The following is an 18571-nucleotide window of genomic DNA, read 5'->3' as shown; positions in this document are numbered from 1 at the left end:
TTTTAACCGCTTTCGCCTTTGATCAAGAAAGTTCGACGTAAATTTCGGAGAAAACAATGCAGATCTCTGCGACCCTACCCACGCATCAAACACCCACCACATCCGACAGGCTGCGCTCTGCCGCGGTCGAGATTGAGGCAGCGTTTCTTTCGGAAATGCTCAAGTCGGCAGGCTTGGGTGAAGCACGCAAAGCCTTTGGTGGCGGCGCGGGCGAAGACCAGTTCTCATCTTTTCTTGTTCAGCATCAAGCACGCCAGCTGGCCGAATCCCGTGGCGTTGGCCTTTCAGAAATTCTTTTGCGGTCCATGATGGAGAAAACCAATGCCGACAAAATCTGAACCTGATCTGGTGCAGTCTCTTGAAGAGGTTTTGGACCTGGAGCGCTCTGCTCTGATCGAAGGCGATCTGGATCGTCTTAATCATATGGTCCCTGCAAAGGAAAAACTGATTGGGGCGATCAACGAACTGGATGTGTTCGACAGCGAGGATTTGATTCGCGTGCAAAAAAAGGTCGAGCGGAACCAGGCATTACTAAACAGCGCGGCGGATGGGATTCGCGCTGTGGCCGCGCGCATGGCCGAACTGCGCCGGGTGCGTCAGGAATTCAGCACTTACGGGGCTGATGGCCAACGCAACGGCTTCGCGGTCCGTAGTCACCCGAAACTGGAAAAACGGGCATAGATGTCGGTTTGATTCAAATCCGAATTTTTCCGCGTTTGGGTTTTAGCACTCCGTTAGGGGATCGGCGGCAAAGGTGGTCGGGCATCTGAAACAGCAGGTGGCGCGAACAGCCCGACGGCGGATCGCAATGATCAGAAAGACGTTAAAGCCCGCATGTGGTGCGGGGTTAGCACGGGCGCAAAGGGCCCATACGAAAAAAGGAAGAAGCTATGTCCAGCATTCTGACCAACAATGGCGCAATGGTTGCGCTGCAGACCCTGAAATCGGTCAACAAGAACCTGGCGATGACCCAGAACGCGATCTCGACCGGTAAAGATGTTGCTACGGCCAAGGACAACTCGGCTGTGTGGGCAATCTCGAAAGTCATGGAATCCGACGTCAAAGGGTTCAACGCGATCAAAGACAGCCTCGCCTTGGGTGAGTCCACTGTCGCGGTGGCGCGGAACGCATCGGAAACCGTGACTGACCTGCTGAACCAGATGAAAGGCAAGATCGTCGCGGCGCAGGAAGACAACGTGGATCGCGGCAAGATCAACGACGACGTGACCGCGCTGCGCGATCAGATCACCGCTGTTGTCGGAGCGGCCCAGTTCAATGGGCTTAACCTGGTTAACGGGTCGGCGGGTTCAGCTTCTATTCTGGCTTCGCTGGATCGTGATGCGACGGGCGCTGTTACGGCTTCTTCCATTACCGTGACGGGGCAGGATCTGTCGGTTGGGGGTTATACGGCCAATGACATTTTCTCGGGCAGCTCAGCGGGTGCTTCGGCCAACGGTGACACTGTCGCGATCGCGCTGGATAATGGTGGCGGTAACGAACAGATTGAAATTGCCGAAAACGCCACCGCCTTTGCGGCCGGAGACAGCGTTAGCCTTACAGTTGGCGACAAGACCGTGTCCTATACCGTGACCGCTGATGATGCTGCAGCGACAACAACGGCTGACATCGTTGCCATTGCTTTGAAAGGCAAAGTTGACGAGTTGGGTATCGCCGGTTTGACCGTGGATTATGACAGCGGCACACCAGGTACACTCGATTTCACCAATGCCGGTGGCAATGACCTGACTGTCAGTGGTCAGTTCGCCAATGCTGGTTCTGGTGGTCTGGGTGCTTTGTCTTCGATTGATGTGTCCACCGGTGCCGGTGCCACCGCCGCTCTGGGTACGATCGAGACATTGATCGACACGGCTATTGATGCCTCGGCGGCCTTCGGTTCGTCGCAGGGCCGGATCGAAACCCAGAAAGAGTTCATCTCGAACCTGGCGGACTCGTTCAAATCCGGTATCGGCTCGCTGGTTGACGCCGATATGGAAGAGACCTCGGCCCGTCTGCAGGCCCTGCAAGTGCAACAGCAGCTGGCCACCCGGTCGCTGTCGATCGCCAATCAGGCGCCACAGTCGATCCTGTCGCTGTTCCGTTAAGTTCAGGAACCTGGATGGGGCGTGGTTTCGCGCCCCGTCCCTGATCGCCCGCAGACGGCCTATTGGAAGGATTTCAAGTGACTCCGCAAACTCTTGCACAGCGTGCGTATGCACAAACCGCCGCCCCGACCCGCACACCGCGAGACACCGAGTATGAGGCGATTTCAAAGATCACACATCGCCTTAAGGCAGCGGCTGCGCGCCAGAAATCGGATTTTGGGGCATTCGTTCACGCGTTGCACGAAAACCGCCGCCTGTGGACGGTACTGGCCAGTGGCGTCACAGATTCCGACAACGCGCTACCAAATGAGCTGCGCGCCCGGATTTTCTATCTGGCCGAGTTTACCGAACAGCACAGCAGTCAGGTGCTCGGAAACAAGGCAAGTGTTGAGCCGTTGCTCGAGATCAATATGGCTGTACTGCGTGGTCTCCGTCAGAGGGGGACTGCCTGATGGGAGGACTTGTTCTAAAACTCGCCCCTAAAGAGAGAGTGTTAATCAATGGGGTAGTCGTTGAAAATGGCGATCGTCGAAGCCGATTTTCGATCATGACCCCACAGGCGAATGTGTTGCGTTTGCGCGATGCAATTCACCCGGATGAGGTCAATACACCTGTCCGCCGTGTTTGCTATGCCGCCCAGCTTGTCCTGTCGGGCGATATGGAGCCGGGAGACGCCCGCCAACAGCTGTTGCGCCGGGTCGAGGAATTGAGCCAGGTGTTTACCGACGCAGATAGTCGCAAGGTTCTGGCTGAAGCGACCGAAGCGCTACTGACCGAGCAGTATTACAAATGTCTCAAATCCCTGCGTGCGCTGTTGCCGCGTGAGGAACGGTTGATGGCCTATCAGCAATGACATTCCAGCCGGTCATTCCCACTGGCGGCATTGTTGGCTGGCGTTTTCTGCAGCGCACTTATGACGTGCAGATCGAGAGCTTTGCATCGTCTGCCGTCAATGAGCGAGAGTCGCAATACTTCTTGGACAACATTGGCAAAGCGCAAACCGCCGAGGATTTGGTTTCAGACCGAAGGTTGCTTCAGGTGGCATTGGGTGCGTTTGGACTGGAGGGCGATATCAACAATCGCTACTTCATCCAGAAGATATTGTCGGATGGTACCAGCGCGGATGACGCCTTGTCCAATCGGCTGGCAGATGGCCGGTACCGAGAGTTTTCCCAAGCTTTTGGTTTGGGCCCAGGTGAAATTCGACGCACAGGCCTAGTCACGTTCATGGAAGACATCGCGCGCGACAATGTTGTCTCGCGGTTCGAAGTTGCCGTTGGAGAACGCGACGATACGATGCGTATTTCGCTCTATGCGCGCCATGCTTTGGCTGATCTCGCGGCGGAAGACACAAGCGCGGATACGAAATGGTTTGATCTGATGGGTTTGCCTCCGTTGCGCAGCATGATGGAAACAGCGCTTGGTTTGCCATCCAGTTTTGCGCAACTCGACCTGGACCGACAGTTAGAGGTGTTCAAAGACCGGCTGTCTCGTGCAACAGGATCAGAAGATCTGAGCCAGTTCACTGACGAATCTGCGATCGACCAATTGATGGACAGGTACCTTGCGCGAAGTCAGATTTCCCAGCTACAAAGCACGATCTCGCCGGCTCAAACAGCCCTGATCCTGCTGGGTGGTTAGCCGTTGGCGTCACGCCAGCAGGATTAATCGAAACCCGTTCAAACAGGAACTGTGGTTTCAGCCGTTCAGGACGGCGTCAGCAGCCGTTCGCAGCGCATAGGACTCGACCGGTTTCGACACATTGTGAAGCTTAACATCACCCAGTGGGATAGCGTCGGCACATGCGGGAACAATATCGGCCGAAACCACGATCCGGTGATTGACTGTTTTGCCATATTCTCCAAGGCGTGCAGCAATATTGGCGGCTTGGCCGACCACTGTAAAATCCAGCCGTTCACGCGACCCGACATTGCCGTAAGTCACGCGCCCAAAGGCCACGCCGATCGAACAATCGCAATGAATTTCTGATCCCGATTGACGCAACTCGCCCAGCTTTTCGACTATTTGCACGGCCGTTTTCTGCGCATTGTCACGTGCCGACTGGGCATCTTCCCCGGCGGGGAAGACAGCCAGAACCGCGTCTCCGATGAACTTCAGGACTTCACCTGCGTTCTCATGGACGATGTTTGAGACGGTTTCGAAGAAATCATTCAGTAGACTGATGTAGGTTTCCCGCCCCAACCGTTCTTCAAGGCTGGTCGAGTTGCGCAGATCACAGAACATGATCGCCGCATCAATCTCGTCCCCGTCACCCCGTCGGATTTCACCGCCCAGCACTCGCGCGCCCGAGCGTTTGCCCACATAGGTTTCCAGAAGGACCTGCGCGTTTTCCCGCTGCATGAACACCTCGTAGAACCGCGCGATGACCGAGGAGCATTCGAATACCAGCCCCAGATTCTCGGTGGTGAAGCCATCCGGATGATCGCAGGTCAGCGTTATGACATTGGTGCGCCCGTCAGAAAACGGCAGCGGCATGGCGACGTAATCGGTCGCACCTTTGGCGCGCAGATCCTCAATAATGGGAAAGCTATTGTGCGGGTTCTCATCATTCAGGCGTTGTCGTACACCGCCCAACCCATTGGAAACATGGCGCAGGGGGCTGTTGATGTAAGCGGGATGATCATGGATTTCGTAGGTCGGCACATTGGTCGAAATCTCGTCCTTGTCCTTTTCCCAGATGTAGTGTTTGCCTGCGATCAAAGGGTGCAACGACCAGACAAGAATACTCAGCCGCTGAATTGCGATCCCGTGTTCTAGCATCTTTTCTGCCAGCGCCTTGGTAAACTCCTCGGACGTTTTGATGTCCGAGGCCCCCCGCATCAACCAGTCGATCAGCGGGCCGCTGATATTGCCGTCATCCGGCGTTTTAAGCCGGTTGTCGCCCAAATCCATCCGATCATAGGCAGTTGATGCAAACCCTATATGGCCCTGAATGATCTTGCTTTCAGGCAGGGCATCTTCGTAAGCCCAGACTGAGTTTGCCAAGGTTTCGCCCGGCAGCAACACGTCCTGATAGGTGGCGGTGCCTTTGAACGGGCAGAAGGTTTGCAGATCGGTTTCAGCGCTCAGGTCGATTAGAACATCCTGGCGCGGGATGTAGATCATCGGCGGCAGCCGTGTTTCGTACATCACCTTGGCGTCTGCGCTTTGCGCCAGCAGGATGTCACCCCGGTATACCGAGACCAAGCCATTCAATCGTTCGACAGTGATTCCATAGCCACTGGACTGTGGTGCTGCGTGGACGTTCATAGGTAACCTCCTTGGCACAGGTTCCTAAAGGATGGGGCTTTTGCGCAGTTATTCCAAGGGGCGCGGCGCATTTTTCGAGAGCGTGAACCGCGCAATCAAACCATCTGAATGACGTCTTTCTCGATGGACAGCATGTACCCTTTTTTGGCGATGTTCTTGACCAGCAACTCGCTGACCATCTGATTGCCCAACGCATCCCGCAACCGTTTGATCCGTGTCGCGCCCGCGGCCTCGTCGCAATCGGCAGCATCCTTGCCTGAAATCACAGCCTCAATCTGAGCGCCTGACAGCATCTCGTCATCCAGCCGGGATTCAGCCAGAACAGACAAGGTCTCCATCGCGGCAGGGGTCAGTTTGAAATCCATGTTGTTGAGGTAAACAGTGTTTTCTTCGCGGCTGATCAAAAGGGACGTAACTTGTATACCCGTACGTTCGATCTGGGCCATGCGCCGGTTCAGCAAAACCAACATGACCAGAAACACAAGCGCGGTGACCAGCATCGCGCTGGCGAACACCAACAACACGAAAATTACCATCCGATAGCTTGAGAGCGTATCCGCAAACGCCGTGCCCGATTGGGCCAGAATCTCGAGCAGCCGGATTTCGGTCTGCGCGGTCAGATCGCTTTCGACAAACAATCGTTCGACGCGCGCATTAAAGGCGTTTGCGTCGGGCAGAGTCCAGAACAGGAAGATGGCGGCCGTCACCAAAATCAAAACGATTGCCGCGATTCCTGCGCCGACCAGACGTACTCCGGATCGTCGTGCCTCAGTAACGGAGATAGAATTGTCCGGCATTTGTCTTCCTTTTACCCAGCCCTTCCGGCCCAAACACCGACATCACGTTCAGCAAGGTCCAGCCCGACCCGCGCAGCCGTTGCGACACTTCTTGAGTCGCCTTGCCCTTGTCGCAGGCCGACACTTGCATCACCCCATAGTGCAGGCGCAGGGGGTTGTCCTGTTTTGCCTTGTAATCGGCATAACAATCCGCCGCTGCCACAGAGCTTGCGACCGATATCAGGGCCAGAACAGCCAAGAAAGATAGGATCTGTTTCATAGGCCGCATCCTGCGCATGGCTTGGCCTGATATTCAATAACCCAAGGGGTTTTGGTGTCCTGATATTCGATAACATTTGCCCGTTATTGCTTGTCTGAGAGGGGCGTCCTCATTGTCGGTGCAAGGAATTCGCGATCGTTCACGGATCGCCCCAGCACTAAAAGGACAAGCACCATGCATCGGAAATTCATCGCCCTGATCGTAGCAACTGCCATCACCATAACAGGGGTTTCAGTGTCGCAGGCGCGGGCCGCAGATGCCAAGGACATTCTGGGTGGCCTGGCCGCCATCGCGATCATTGGCGCCGGCGTGCATTACTACAACAAAGAAAAAGACAAAGACCGTGACCGTCGCCACCGTTCGCACGTTCAGACACCCAAGCCGGTTCACCCCCATCACCCGGTTCGCCCGCTACCCCACCACGTGGCTAAGTATGATTTGCCGAAACACTGCCTGCGGACGTACGAGCGTTACTCGCCTCACCATGCGCTTTTGGGGCCGCGTTGTCTGAAAAAGCATTACAAATACACTAATAGCCTGCCGCAAGAGTGCAAAGTCGGTTTCTGGAATGGAAAAAAGGTCAAGCGCGCCTACGAGCCCGCCTGCCTGCGCCATCATGGGTACCGCGTGGTTTACCAGTAACCGTTTTCGAGCAGGAGCGGCGCCACAGAAGCGCCGTGCAGGAGAGGGTGGCGCAGGCTGCCCTCTCTTTTTTGTTGCGGACGGTGGCGAAACACGGTTTGCCAGAAAGGATGACGACTCCGAATTATGACATCGAACAATCAGCCAAAGCCCTTGGGTATTTGCGGATCGCGGGCGTGGATGAGGTGGGTAGGGGCCCCTTGGCCGGACCCGTGGTTGCTGCTGCAGTGATTCTGAACCCTGGGGACATTCCGCAGGGGCTGAACGATTCCAAGAAGCTGACCGACAAGCGTCGCGCTGCGTTGGACACTTCAATACGTGAACGGGCCGAGTTTGCGGTGGCCCAGGCCACAGTTGCCGAGATTGATACACACAACATCTTGCGCGCCTCGCATATCGCGATGGAGCGCGCAGTGGCCGCCTTGGACCCGCCCCCAGATTATGTGCTGATCGACGGCAATATGATACCGCGCGGTTTGACGATCCCGGCGCAGGCGGTAGTCAAGGGGGATGGGCGGTCGGTCTCAATTGCAGCGGCATCGATCCTTGCGAAAAACTGGCGCGATCAGGTTATGGTGGATTTGGCGCAACAGCATCCCGGCTACGGGTGGGAGTCGAATGCAGGCTATCCGACAAAAATGCATCGCGAAGCGTTGCGAAATCTTGGTGTGACCCCACACCATAGACGTTCGTTCAAACCGGTCCACAATATCTTGTATCAAGAGTAAATCGTAAGCTGCTGATTCAAAAAAGAAATTGACGGCGATTCGTCTTTGACTCATCCTTGTCTCAACCAAATGAGCGCAAAAGCGCCGTGGATACTTGAGGCAGTATAATGACCATAACCACCAAAAAGGGCGCAAAAGCGCTCCCTTTAAACGCGATTCTATCCGGGGACTGCATCGATGTGATGAACAGTCTGCCCGAGGCGTCGGTTGACCTGATCTTTGCAGACCCGCCGTATAATTTGCAGCTGAAAGGTCAGTTGCACCGCCCGGATAACTCTCAGGTGGATGCGGTTGATGATCACTGGGATCAGTTTTCCAGCTTCGGGGCCTATGACCAGTTCACGCGCGAATGGCTGAAAGCAGCGCATCGGCTGTTGAAACCCAATGGGGCGATCTGGGTGATTGGCTCTTATCACAACATCTTCCGCGTTGGCTCGGCCCTTCAGGATGCGGGATATTGGATTCTGAACGACGTCGTCTGGCGCAAATCGAACCCGATGCCGAATTTTCGCGGCAAACGCTTTACCAACGCGCATGAGACGATGATTTGGGCGTCCAAGCGCGAAGGTGCGAAATACACGTTCAATTACGAGGCGCTGAAGGCGTTGAACGAGGGCGTGCAGATGCGCAGCGACTGGGTGCTGCCGATCTGCACCGGTCATGAACGTCTGAAAGATGAAAACGGCGACAAAGCGCATCCGACTCAAAAGCCGGAATCGCTGCTGCACCGGGTGCTGGTCGGTTCGACCAATCCGGGCGATGTGGTGTTGGATCCGTTCTTTGGTACGGGTACGACCGGCGCTGTCGCCAAGATGCTGGGCCGCGAGTTCATCGGGATCGAGCGCGAGGAAAGCTATCGCAGGGTCGCCGAAAAGCGCATCGCCAAGGTTCGCAAATTCGACCGCGAGGCGCTGGAGGTCAGCGCCAGCAAACGCGCCGAGCCGCGCGTGCCGTTCGGCCAGTTGGTTGAACGCGGCATGCTACGTCCGGGAGAAGAGCTGTATTCCATGAACCAGCGCCACAAGGCCAAGGTCCGTGCCGATGGCACGCTGGTGGGCGACAACGTCAAAGGCTCGATCCATCAGGTGGGGGCGCATCTGGAAAACGCGCCGTCCTGCAATGGCTGGACCTATTGGTGTTTCAAACGCGACGGCAAGACCGTGCCGATCGACGTGCTGCGCCAGCAGATCCGGGCTGAAATGCACAACTGAATACCGCCGGTGCCTGTGGCCTGACACAAGGCACTAAGCCTTGCCCCGCCGTTCTCGGCGGGGTCTTTTGTTTTCATCACATTCCCATTTCGGTATGAATTCGATATAGCCCGCCGCGCACCGAGGGAGCCTCAGCCATGTCGGATACCACAGCCAGCGAATCCCGGTTTGGCCGGTTTTTTGTGACACAACCAGACAGCTACGATCTGGACAACAAATACACCGAGGCCGCGCTGGAAAAGCACAAACGCGAAGGGTTGGAACTGGCCGTACGCGCACGTTGGGTCGCGATGGGACTAACCGGTGTGCTTTTGGTCTTTCTGAATCCCCAGTGGGAGGTGATGTGGTATCATTTCATTCTACTGCTGATCTGCGCAAACGGTTGGTTCATCCGACGTGCGGGCCGTGTCGGGCAATCGCGGGTCGAACTGCTTTTGATCTTTGTGGATCTTCTGATCATGACGCTGGGCATGATCATCCCGAACCCGTTCAGCGACGACGTCCGGCCACTGGCCATGCAGTACAGGTTCGATAACTTTCAGTATTTCTTCATTATTCTGGCGGCGGGAACACTTGCTTATTCCTGGCGGACAGTTGTGGCAATCGGGTCGTGGACTGCGATGATGTGGACTATTGGCTGGATCGTTGCATGGTGGGTTGCGACTCCGATACCCGGTCTCAGCGAGCGGGTTGCTCAGGCGTTGGCTGGCTATCCTGACGTGGCCGAGTTCATGGACCCAAACAGCTTTATGCCGTCGCTGCGCATTCAGCAGGTCATTGTGTTCGTGATGGTTGCCGTGACGTTGGGTATCTCGATGCGACGGCTGAACCGGTTGTTGATGACAAATGCCGGGTTGGAGCGGGAGCGCGCCAACCTGTCGCGCTATTTTTCGCCCAATGTGGTGGAAGAGCTGAGCCAAAATGATGAGCCGCTCAAACAGGTGCGCAAGGAAAATGTCGCGGTTTTGTTCATAGATATAGTGGGGTTTACCAAATACGCGGCGGGGCGCGATCCATATGAAGTGATCGAAGTCCTACGCGGGTTTCATGCCCGGATGGAGACCGAGGTGTTTCGCCATCACGGCACGTTGGACAAGTATCTGGGGGATGGGTTGATGGCCACGTTCGGAACCCCGGTGCCCACGCCGCTGGACGCCAGCAATGCTGTGGCTTGCGCGCGGGACATGGTGGGGGTCATCAACCGTTGGAATGTTGAAAGACGGCGGCTGGGCGAGCCGGAAATACGGGTTGGGATCGGTGTTCATTACGGCTCGGTCGTATTGGGAGATATTGGGGCGAACCGATTGGAATTTGCCGTCATAGGCGATGCGGTGAACGTGGCCGCAAAACTAGAGGCGCTGACCCGCGATTTTGACGTCAAAGTGGTGCTGAGTGACGAGGTTTGTACCCAGCTTTCCGAGGAAGGATCAAACGCTGCGACTTTGACCGAAGGATTTGTGCGACATACAGGTCAGAGCGTGCGGGGTGTAGAGCATCCGATGGATATTTGGGTGATGTAGGCGCTCCCGCCAGTCTGTACGGCATCAAAGATGCCCTAAAGACTGTTGGGCCGCGCAGCGCGCGGGAGCGCGCTGCGGTCATGCGGAGGGCAACGGGTTTCGCGACTTATTGTAGGGCGTCCAGTCGGTTATCTCGGGGTAGTATTGCCGCCTCCATGCCTTGACACGGGGGTTCATCACGCGCCTCCACAGGGGCGGTATCATGGCGGCAACAGTCATAACGGGATAGCCGTAGGGCAATTGCGGCGCTGCGTCCTGTGAATGGTGTTGCAGCAGGGGAAAGCGGCGGTTGGGTTTGTAGTGGTGGTCCGAGTGGCGCTGTAGATTGATCAGCAGCCAGTTCGACGCCGTTTGCGAGGCATTCCACGAGTGGCGCGGCTGGACATGTTCGTATTTGCCCTGGCCCAAGTGTTTCCGGGTCAGGCCGTAGTGTTCGACATAATTCACCAGCTCCAGTTGCCAGATCGCAACGCCCGCCTGAATCAGGAACAAGGCAAGGCCGGAAAGACCTCCGATCAGTAGGGCCAGCAGCAGCATTCCTGCCTGCAACGCCCAATAGCGCCAGAACGGGTTTGCGGGGTCTGTCCAAGGGCGATCTTTGCGGGCCAGCTTGTCGCGCTCGGCGCGGAAGGCCGAGGTCAGGCATTGCCACAGGACACGAGGGTAAAAGCGATGGAAGCCTTCGTTATATCGGGCTGTGACAGGATCTCGGGGGGTGCCGACAAAGCGGTGATGGACCAGCAGGTGTTCCGATCGGAAATGTGAATACAGCACCATCGCCAGCAAGATATCCCCCAGCCAGCGCTCAGCCCGGCCTTTTTGATGCATCAGCTCGTGGCTGTAATTGATCCCGATCGTGCCCGAGATTACGCCCATGCCAAAGAACAGCCCGATCTTGGACGCCGTGGACAGGTGGTTTGTATGTGTCGCGAACCAGATCAACCCGAATAGGGTCAGGAACTGAACCGGCACCCACGCTTTGGTCAACAGGATATACCAGTGCAGCGCAGTGTCGGGAGTGTCGGGGTCGGCGTTGCTAAGTTCCAGCCCGGTTAGCTTATCCAGTGCGGCAAAGGCCCACCATGTTGAAAGTGGCACCAAAACCACCCACCAGCCGCCTAGAACAGCAGTGACCCAGATCAGTGGGATCAGCAGGAATGAAACCCAGAACGGCAGGGCTGATTGCCATCGGGACAGGATGTCTGGTGCGATCATGTATCAGGCTCCGCAGAGATTGAGGCGAGTCTAGCCACAGTTCGAATTGCTGTACAACGCGTTATCGACCGCGCCACAGGTCGTGCGCCTTGCGCATCACCGTTGGCAGATCACCTGGGCGAAACTGGTGTTTGTCCAAGATTATCAAACCGTCGGGCGACGTGTCGTCTGGCAGGTCGGTCGTCCAGACGCGCAAGATCAGGTGGAAATGAGTGAAGGTGTGGCGCACCTCTGCAGGCAGAACGTGCCAATCGGCAGCAAAAGGGGGCGTTTCGACCGGCGCGTCGGACCAATCAGAGCCAGGCCAGCCCAGCATTCCGCCCAACAGTCCTTTGTCGGGGCGGCGTTCTAGCAAAACGGCCCCGTCTCGTCGCTGGGCGATGTAAACATGGCCGTATCGCGTTGGTTTTGGCTTCTTTGGCGTTTTGCGCGGCAGGTCCGCCTGTGTTCCGGCCTTGCGGGCCCGACAGGGTTCGCGCAAAGGGCAAATTCCACAGGCCGGAGATTTTGGCGTGCAGATCGTTGCGCCTAAATCCATCACGGCCTGAGCATAATCTCCGGGTCGGGCCTGCGGGGTGTGTGCGGCGGCCTTGTCTTTCAGCTGCGGTTTTGAGCCGGGCAGGGGATCGTGTATGTCGTGCAGCCGTGCCATGACACGTTCGACATTGCCGTCCAACACCGTCTCGGGGCGGTCGAAGGCAATGGCCGAGATAGCGGCGGCAGTATAAGGGCCGATGCCGGGCAGCGCCAGCAAAGCTTCGTAGGTGTCGGGGAACTGACCGCCATGTTCATCCGCCACCACGCGGGCGCATTTCAGCAGGTTGCGAGCGCGGGCGTAGTATCCCAAGCCAGCCCACTCGCCCATGACCTGATCATCTGGGGCTGCGGCCAGCGCCTTCACCGTGGGCCAACGCGTCGTGAACCGCATGAAATGGTCGCGCACGGCGGCCACGGTGGTCTGTTGCAGCATCACTTCGGACAGCCAGACACGATAGGGGTCGGGCAGCACCCCGGCGGCCCGATCTGTGGGGCTGACGCGCCACGGCATTTCGCGGGCATGGCAGTCGTACCAGCCTAGCAATTCACCGCTGACATCAAATTCACTTGAGTCACGCAATTTTTAATCATCTCCCTGTCGGGTTTCGCTGGCGCCCGGTGTTCTGCCCTCTACAATAGTGGTGCAGGAGTTGGAAACCAGATGCAGCGCAGACGTTCTTCGACCCGCGGGTTCAAACGCACCGCGACATTGCTGAATACGCAGATCAGGCGTGCGGGCGAAAGCCGCGGGTTTGCCGTGTCGCGCATCCTGACTAACTGGGCCGAGATCGTGGGACAGGATATGGCCGCCATCGCGCGGCCTGTGAATGTGGGCTATGGCAAGGGCGGCATGGGGGCGACGCTGACTGTGCTGACCACCGGCCCGCAGGCACCGATGCTTGAGATGCAAAAGGAACAGCTGCGCGGCAAGGTGAACGCGGTCTACGGCTATAACGCCATCAGCCGGGTTCGTATCACCCAGACCGCTCCGACAGGATTTGCCGAGGGGCAAGCCAGTTTCGATCACAAACCGAAGGCGGCGAAACCCATACTGAAACCGGAAATCGCGGCCGAGGCGGACCGGGCAGCGCAAGGCGTCCATGATGGCGATCTGCGTGCAGCCCTTGAACGTCTGGGCCGTAACGTTCTATCCAAACAAAAACGCTGAGAAAGGGCTGATACATGAGCCGTATTGCAACCGGAATTTGCGCGGCCGTCGCCATTGCCGCAGGCAGCTTTTTGCTGTCGTCACCGAACGCGTCATTTTCGCTGATCGGCAGCGCCGAGGCGCAAGAGGCCGAGCTGGACACCTCGACCATCGTCGAGATGACCCTGGGGGCCGAGGATGCGCCGGTCGAGATCATCGAGTATGCCTCCTACACCTGCCCGCATTGCGCGAATTTCCACAAAGGGCCGTATAAGCAGCTCAAAAAGGATTTCATCGACACCGGTAAGGTCAAGTTCACCTACCGCGAGGTTTACTTTGATCGCTACGGCTTGTGGGCCTCGATGGTCGCGCGCTGCGCCGGACCCGATAAATTCTTTGGCATCTCGGACCTGATCTATGAAGGCCAGTCCGAATGGACGCGCGCTGGCGGTCCTGCTGAAATCGTGAATGAACTGCGCAAGATCGGGCGTCTGGCAGGGATCGACAACGATCAGCTTGAAGCCTGTCTGCAGGACGGAGACCGGGCGCGTACTCTGGTCGCTTGGTATCAGGAAAATGCCGAAAAGGATGGTATCCAGTCGACACCTTCGTTCATCGTGAACGGTAGAAAGATCGACAACCAGTCTTATGACGAGTTCAAGAAGCTGATCGAAGCTGAATTGGGCAGTTAATATGGGTTGGCCGGTCTTAGGACCGGCCGCTACCTACGGCGACGGTGCGATTTTAAGTAGCATCTGCCTGACGTTGTCGGCCTCATTGACACGCAAACGGACGGGCAACGTTATTACTTTGCTGCGAAAGGCGGCGGGCAAACGAACAGCATCTTTTTCCGTTGTGACCATTTGAGCGCCCAACAAACGTGCCTCGTTTTCCAGGCGGGTCATCAACGCCGAGGTCAACGGTTGATGATCGTCCAAGGCTTCGGCCCGCAAGAGTGTCGCGCCTTGATTGCGCAAGGTAGCAAAGAACTTTTCCGGGTGGCCGATACCGGCAAACGCCAATACGGAAGTGTCGCTCCAGTCCATACCCGTTTGCAGAGGCTCGACCGCACCGGTGACATGTGGAACAGTCAAATCCTCTACCCAACGGTCTGAGAATTGGACCTGTGCATCTGTATCACCCAACGACAAAACCAGATCGGCCCGCTGCAATCCCACATCGACCGGTTCGCGCAACGGGCCTGCGGGCAGGCACAGGCCATTGCCGAACCCGCGTTCCGCATCCACAACGATGACCGAGAAATCCTTTGCGACCGAGGGATTTTGAAACCCGTCATCCAGCACAATAACCGTTGCTCCGGCTTGGGCTGCGGCTTTTGCTCCGGCGGCGCGATCTTTGGCGACCCAAACATCGGCGAATGCCGCCAGCAAAAGCGGTTCATCGCCAACATCTGCTGCAGTGTGTTTGCCGGGATCGACGCGAACCGGCCCGTCCAGCGATCCGCCATGGCCGCGGGTGACCACATGGGTCAGATGCCAGGCGTCGCGCAGTTGTTCGATCATCCAGATGACCGTAGGCGTTTTGCCAGTGCCGCCTGCGTTCAGATTACCGACACATATAACCGGCACACCGGGGGCAAAGCCGAGATCGCTTGCAACGCGGCGAGCGGTTGCTGCAGCATAAAGGTGCCCAAGCGGCGACAGAAGCCGGGCCGCCAATGACGGTTTGTCCGGCGCAGTATTCCAGAAATCAGGTGCTCGCATGATCTTGGCCCCGCTGGTCCAGACTGTCCTGTACAATTTCGATCAGGTGATCCGTTTGCGGAGCGCCTTCTGACACGATTTCCCAACCCGCCAGAGCCATTCTCGCGGCCTCGTCAGGTGCCAGAAGTTCTGCCACTGCATCGCCCAGTTCGGTCGCGGTGCGGACCAATCTGGCCGCACCTGCTCTGTTTAGCTGATCATATAGCTGCTGATGACGATGCACGAAAGGTCCGTGAATGACCGCGGATCCCAGAGCAGTTGCTGTCAGCGGATCGCGCCCACCCGCACCCCGTTCAAGCGAGCTGCTCATGAATGCTACGGGTGACAGACGATACCACAGACCCAGATTTTCAGGGTCCGATGTCAGTATAACCTGTGTTGTATCTTCGATTGTCCCTCCGTCGTCCCAATTGACGCATCTAAGGTCCATCGAGAGCAGCCTGCGATGCAGTGGCTCGGTCTCGGACATGTCGGCGACATGTAGGATAAGAGCCAAGCGCGGCAGCATCCGCATTGCTTGGCGGTGCGCGCTGAGGACCGAGATGAATTCTTTGTCCTGAACCCAGGTTGCCAACCACACTGGCCGGCTGGACAGCGCGTGCGTCATTTCGATCAATTCATCTTCGGGCCAGGGACTTGGATTGGGGCTGACGTGCAAGGGCGGGGCCGTGTCGACTTTGGAGGCCGGGACGCCGAGCCTGCGAATGTGTCGAACTGTTTCGGGTGACGTGGCAAGAATTGTTTGAAAACAATCAAAGGTATATCGTGTGATATCGGGCAACCATCGTGCGCCGCGTGCCACTTGAATATCAATCTCGGCTTCGATCAGAATCAGGGGTAGCCCACGTTCTTCAGCGCGGGTGATCACGTTGGGCATTAACCCGCCACCGACCCATAGACCAAGGTCGGGACGCCAATGATCCAGAAATTCTCGTGCGGCACCAGTCTGTTCGGACGGTAGATTGACCAAAGGATGGCTGCTTGCATCCCAACGGATCAGGTCAGCTTGAGGGGGCGCAGTCAACAAGACCGACAGGTTGGGACGAGATTGGCGCAGACGTTGGCAGAAGCCCTCGACCACGCGCTGGCGATCCTGAGAGGCTATATGTATCCAGATCAGCTCACCTTCGGGGCGCGGGATGTAGGGTTTGTCCGTCCCGTTTGGAACGCCCCAGGACAGAACGCGATAGGCCGCAAGGCTAAGAGAGCGCGGTTTGCTCATGCCTGTATTCCTGGGCCTTCCGGAGCTAGTCTTTCCGACAATCGGGTGTGAATCCGCTGACCCGCAGCGATGACCCCGTTCAGGCGCGGATTCGGGTTGTTGAACCGCAATAGGCCTCCAGTACGATCAGTGCAGGCTCCTCCGGCCTCGCGAATGATAAGGTCTCCGGCGGCGATGTCCCATTCCCAGCTCGGGCGTAGGGTCAGCATACCGTCGAACCGCCCCTGCGCCACCAGCGCCAGTCGATAGGCCAAAGACGGACGATAGGTCCGGATGAAGTCTGGCACATCTTGGTTGCGCCAGTGACGCGCGTCCAGATTTGGCTTTGCGGCCAGAACCTGTGAGGTTTCCAAGTCCATGGCGCCGGACACCCTGATCGGCGCGCCGTTAAGCGTGGCCCCCTGTCCTTTGGCTGCGGCGTAAAGCATGTCGCGCAAAGGCAAATAGATCACTGCGGCCGTGACTTCGCCCTGCTGGGCGACCGCAAGCGAGTGCGCCCAGGTTTTTGACCCTTCCGCAAAACTGCGGGTTCCGTCGATCGGATCAATGATGAACACGCGATCTTTGGACAGACGCGCCTGCGAGTCTTCGGTTTCTTCGCTGAGCCAACCGTAGTCGGGACGCGCAAAGGGAAGGCGTTGTTCCAGCATTGCGTTCACGGCCAGATCGGCTTCGGTAACTGGACCGGCTCCGTCGGGTTTGTCCCAGCGTTGCGCAGTTGTGCCAGAGTACCGCGTTGCGATCCTTCCGGCCTCAAGCGCAGCGTCGATCAGTAGTTGCAGGTCAGTTGCCGGCAAGTGTCATCCCTTCGATCAGAACCGACGGCACAACGCGCGACAGGTAAGGTCGTGCGTCATTTGCCGGAATGATCCGCCTGAGCATGTCGCGCAGATTGCCCGCAATGGTACATTCGTTGACCGGGTAGGCGATCTGCCCATTTTCGATCCAGAACCCTGAGGCCCCGCGCGAGTAATCGCCAGTATTGGGGTTAATCGTGGACCCGATCATCGACGTGACCAGCAGTCCGGTGCCCATGTCACGCAGCAGGTCTTCGCGGCTTTGCGTACCCTGGGTCAGGCTCAGATTCCAATTGCTGGGCGAAGGTGGGCCGGACACGCCGCGTACCGCGTTCCCGGTCGAGACCATATCCAGTTTGCGCGCACTGGCCAGATCCAATGTCCAGCCAGTCAGGACACCGTTTTCGACAATAGCCCGGCGTTGGGTGGGCAGTCCTTCGGCGTCGAACGGGCGCGATCCGGCAATGCGCGGACGATGCGGGTCTTCGATCAGGGATAAATGGGCAGGAAGCACCTGCTCTCCCAGACAGTCGGAAAGCCACGAAGATCCACGCGCGATGGCGGCTCCGTTGCTTGCACCCAGCAGATGACCGATCAACGAGGACGAAATGCGTTCGTCAAACAGGACCGGGAACGTACCGGTCACTGGCTGGCGCGCGCCGACCAGCTGCACAGCCCGTTCACCCGCGCTGCGACCGATGTCATCGGGGCTGCGCAAATCCGACTGAAATGTACGGCTGTCGCCGTCATAGTCGCGCTCCATCCCGGTTCCCTCGCCCGAGATTGCAACGCAAGAGGTCGACCGGTTGCTGCGTTCATACCCGCCCGAAAAACCGTTGGTCGCTGCCAGATGCACGCGGTGAACCCCATAGGCCGCCGCCGCGTCTGATACTTGTGACACGCCTTGCACAGCCAGCGCGGCTGCTTCGGCCGCCAGAGCATCCTTTAGCAAGTCTTCGGCACTCGGCTCAGGCGTTGGATCGAACAACTCAAGTGCCTCTACATCCCAATCAGCTGCCAGCTGATCCGCCCGTGCCAGTCCGGTAAACGGATCCTCGGGTGCTTCTTTCGCCATAGCAACTGCGCGTTCGGCCATGGCTGTCAGGGTCTCGGGGCGGCTGTCAGAACTTGAAACGATCGCCTGACGCTTGCCCAGAAACACCCGCAAACCCAGATCAGCCCCTTCCGAGCGTTCCGCATGTTCCAACGCTCCGCCGCGGACTTCGACCGAAACGGATGATCCGTCAAGTACGATGGTGTCTGCAGCGTCTGCTCCGGCCTTGCGGGCGGCGTCCAGCAGATCTTGGCTGATATCTTCGGGCGTGCGGGTCATGAAACCTCCGGTCTGGTTGTATTGGACCTAGCCTTGGACAGCTTGTCCCGCAAGGGCTGTGGGTGGA

At 57.6% G+C, this 18571-nt stretch carries 21 protein-coding genes; 12 read left to right on the top strand and 9 right to left on the bottom strand.

Annotation, left to right across the window (positions count from 1 at the left end):
- Positions 1-56: 56 nt before the first annotated feature.
- The 6 genes from ABWV79_RS19535 to ABWV79_RS19510 all read left to right on the top strand — a co-directional run bounded on the left by ABWV79_RS19535 (position 57) and on the right by ABWV79_RS19510 (position 3743).
- The gene (locus tag ABWV79_RS19535; RefSeq protein ID WP_353394110.1) at positions 57-338 is read left to right on the top strand and encodes a rod-binding protein; all 282 of its coding nucleotides are present in this window, start codon (positions 57-59) and stop codon (positions 336-338) included.
- Positions 322-681, top strand: a complete 360-nt coding sequence (locus ABWV79_RS19530) for a flagellar export chaperone FlgN (RefSeq protein WP_170355421.1) — start codon at positions 322-324, stop codon at positions 679-681. The genes ABWV79_RS19535 and ABWV79_RS19530 overlap by 17 nt, the downstream gene beginning before the upstream one ends.
- 209 nt (positions 682-890) lie before the next feature.
- Positions 891-2102, top strand: a complete 1212-nt coding sequence (locus ABWV79_RS19525; protein WP_353394108.1) for a flagellin N-terminal helical domain-containing protein — start codon at positions 891-893, stop codon at positions 2100-2102.
- Positions 2103-2179: 77 nt separating this feature from the next.
- Complete coding sequence (flaF, locus tag ABWV79_RS19520) at positions 2180-2554, top strand: flagellar biosynthesis regulator FlaF (protein ID WP_170754618.1); 375 nt, start codon at positions 2180-2182, stop codon at positions 2552-2554.
- Entirely contained in the window at positions 2554-2955 is a 402-nt protein-coding gene (gene flbT / locus ABWV79_RS19515) for a flagellar biosynthesis repressor FlbT (RefSeq protein ID WP_170355418.1), read from the top strand. Before flaF ends, flbT begins: the two co-directional genes overlap by 1 nt.
- A complete protein-coding gene (locus ABWV79_RS19510; RefSeq protein WP_353394104.1) occupies positions 2952-3743 on the top strand; it encodes a DUF1217 domain-containing protein in 792 nt (263 codons plus the stop codon). Before flbT ends, ABWV79_RS19510 begins: the two co-directional genes overlap by 4 nt.
- Before the next feature lie 57 nt (positions 3744-3800).
- On the opposite strand, the gene ABWV79_RS19505 is transcribed toward ABWV79_RS19510, so the two are convergent.
- The 3 genes from ABWV79_RS19505 to ABWV79_RS19495 form a co-directional block, all read right to left on the bottom strand.
- A complete protein-coding gene (locus ABWV79_RS19505) occupies positions 3801-5372 on the bottom strand; it encodes a DUF427 domain-containing protein (protein ID WP_170355416.1) in 1572 nt (523 codons plus the stop codon).
- 95 nt (positions 5373-5467) lie between these two features.
- On the bottom strand, positions 5468-6169 hold the full coding sequence (locus ABWV79_RS19500; RefSeq protein WP_170355415.1) for a winged helix-turn-helix domain-containing protein: 702 nt from the start codon (positions 6167-6169) through the stop codon (positions 5468-5470).
- The gene (locus ABWV79_RS19495; RefSeq protein ID WP_353394102.1) at positions 6141-6428 is read right to left on the bottom strand and encodes a hypothetical protein; all 288 of its coding nucleotides are present in this window, start codon (positions 6426-6428) and stop codon (positions 6141-6143) included. The genes ABWV79_RS19500 and ABWV79_RS19495 overlap by 29 nt, the downstream gene beginning before the upstream one ends.
- Positions 6429-6602: 174 nt before the next feature.
- Here ABWV79_RS19495 and ABWV79_RS19490 point away from each other — a divergent pair, with 174 nt between their 5' ends.
- The 4 genes from ABWV79_RS19490 to ABWV79_RS19475 all read left to right on the top strand — a co-directional run bounded on the left by ABWV79_RS19490 (position 6603) and on the right by ABWV79_RS19475 (position 10529).
- Positions 6603-7070, top strand: coding sequence for a hypothetical protein (locus tag ABWV79_RS19490; protein ID WP_170754612.1), 468 nt, complete (start codon positions 6603-6605; stop codon positions 7068-7070).
- A gap of 110 nt (positions 7071-7180) precedes the next feature.
- The gene (gene rnhB / locus ABWV79_RS19485) at positions 7181-7798 is read left to right on the top strand and encodes a ribonuclease HII (protein WP_353394100.1); all 618 of its coding nucleotides are present in this window, start codon (positions 7181-7183) and stop codon (positions 7796-7798) included.
- Positions 7799-7905: 107 nt separating this feature from the next.
- The gene (locus ABWV79_RS19480; protein WP_353394098.1) at positions 7906-9009 is read left to right on the top strand and encodes a site-specific DNA-methyltransferase; all 1104 of its coding nucleotides are present in this window, start codon (positions 7906-7908) and stop codon (positions 9007-9009) included.
- Between the two features lie 137 nt (positions 9010-9146).
- Positions 9147-10529, top strand: a complete 1383-nt coding sequence (locus tag ABWV79_RS19475; RefSeq protein WP_170754610.1) for an adenylate/guanylate cyclase domain-containing protein — start codon at positions 9147-9149, stop codon at positions 10527-10529.
- A 78-nt stretch (positions 10530-10607) separates the two neighbouring features.
- Here the strand turns inward: ABWV79_RS19475 and ABWV79_RS19470 are convergent, their stop codons facing one another.
- Together ABWV79_RS19470 and mutY are read right to left on the bottom strand one after the other, a co-directional pair.
- Positions 10608-11744 carry an alkane 1-monooxygenase gene (locus tag ABWV79_RS19470; protein ID WP_353394096.1) on the bottom strand — a complete coding sequence of 379 codons (1137 nt, stop codon included), beginning with the start codon at positions 11742-11744 and terminating at the stop codon, positions 10608-10610.
- Between the two features lie 61 nt (positions 11745-11805).
- Positions 11806-12861, bottom strand: a complete 1056-nt coding sequence (gene mutY / locus ABWV79_RS19465) for an A/G-specific adenine glycosylase (RefSeq protein WP_353394094.1) — start codon at positions 12859-12861, stop codon at positions 11806-11808.
- Positions 12862-12942: 81 nt separating this feature from the next.
- Between mutY and ABWV79_RS19460 the strand changes: the two genes are divergently transcribed.
- Positions 12943-13449 (top strand): DUF721 domain-containing protein, encoded by a 507-nt coding sequence (locus ABWV79_RS19460; protein WP_353394092.1) that lies wholly within the window; start codon positions 12943-12945, stop codon positions 13447-13449.
- A gap of 14 nt (positions 13450-13463) precedes the next feature.
- Positions 13464-14120: a DsbA family protein gene (locus ABWV79_RS19455; protein ID WP_353394090.1), complete on the top strand. Its 657-nt coding sequence runs from the start codon at positions 13464-13466 to the stop codon at positions 14118-14120.
- A 33-nt stretch (positions 14121-14153) separates the two neighbouring features.
- On the opposite strand, the gene lpxK is transcribed toward ABWV79_RS19455, so the two are convergent.
- From lpxK to ABWV79_RS19435, 4 genes are read right to left on the bottom strand one after another with little or no spacing between them, the layout of a single operon-like run.
- Positions 14154-15152 (bottom strand): tetraacyldisaccharide 4'-kinase, encoded by a 999-nt coding sequence (gene lpxK / locus ABWV79_RS19450; protein WP_353394088.1) that lies wholly within the window; start codon positions 15150-15152, stop codon positions 14154-14156.
- The gene (locus tag ABWV79_RS19445; protein ID WP_353394086.1) at positions 15139-16374 is read right to left on the bottom strand and encodes a 3-deoxy-D-manno-octulosonic acid transferase; all 1236 of its coding nucleotides are present in this window, start codon (positions 16372-16374) and stop codon (positions 15139-15141) included. Before ABWV79_RS19445 ends, lpxK begins: the two co-directional genes overlap by 14 nt.
- Complete coding sequence (locus ABWV79_RS19440) at positions 16371-17171, bottom strand: inositol monophosphatase family protein (RefSeq protein ID WP_353394084.1); 801 nt, start codon at positions 17169-17171, stop codon at positions 16371-16373. Before ABWV79_RS19440 ends, ABWV79_RS19445 begins: the two co-directional genes overlap by 4 nt.
- A complete protein-coding gene (locus ABWV79_RS19435) occupies positions 17158-18504 on the bottom strand; it encodes a TldD/PmbA family protein (RefSeq protein ID WP_353394082.1) in 1347 nt (448 codons plus the stop codon). Before ABWV79_RS19435 ends, ABWV79_RS19440 begins: the two co-directional genes overlap by 14 nt.
- Positions 18505-18571: the final 67 nt, after the last annotated feature.

It is taken from the genome of Ruegeria sp. HU-ET01832 (genome assembly GCF_040371315.1).
Lineage (GTDB): Bacteria > Pseudomonadota > Alphaproteobacteria > Rhodobacterales > Rhodobacteraceae > Ruegeria > Ruegeria lacuscaerulensis_A.
Note: the sequence above shows the minus strand (reverse complement) of the source record. Positions and strands in the feature narration are given on the sequence as shown.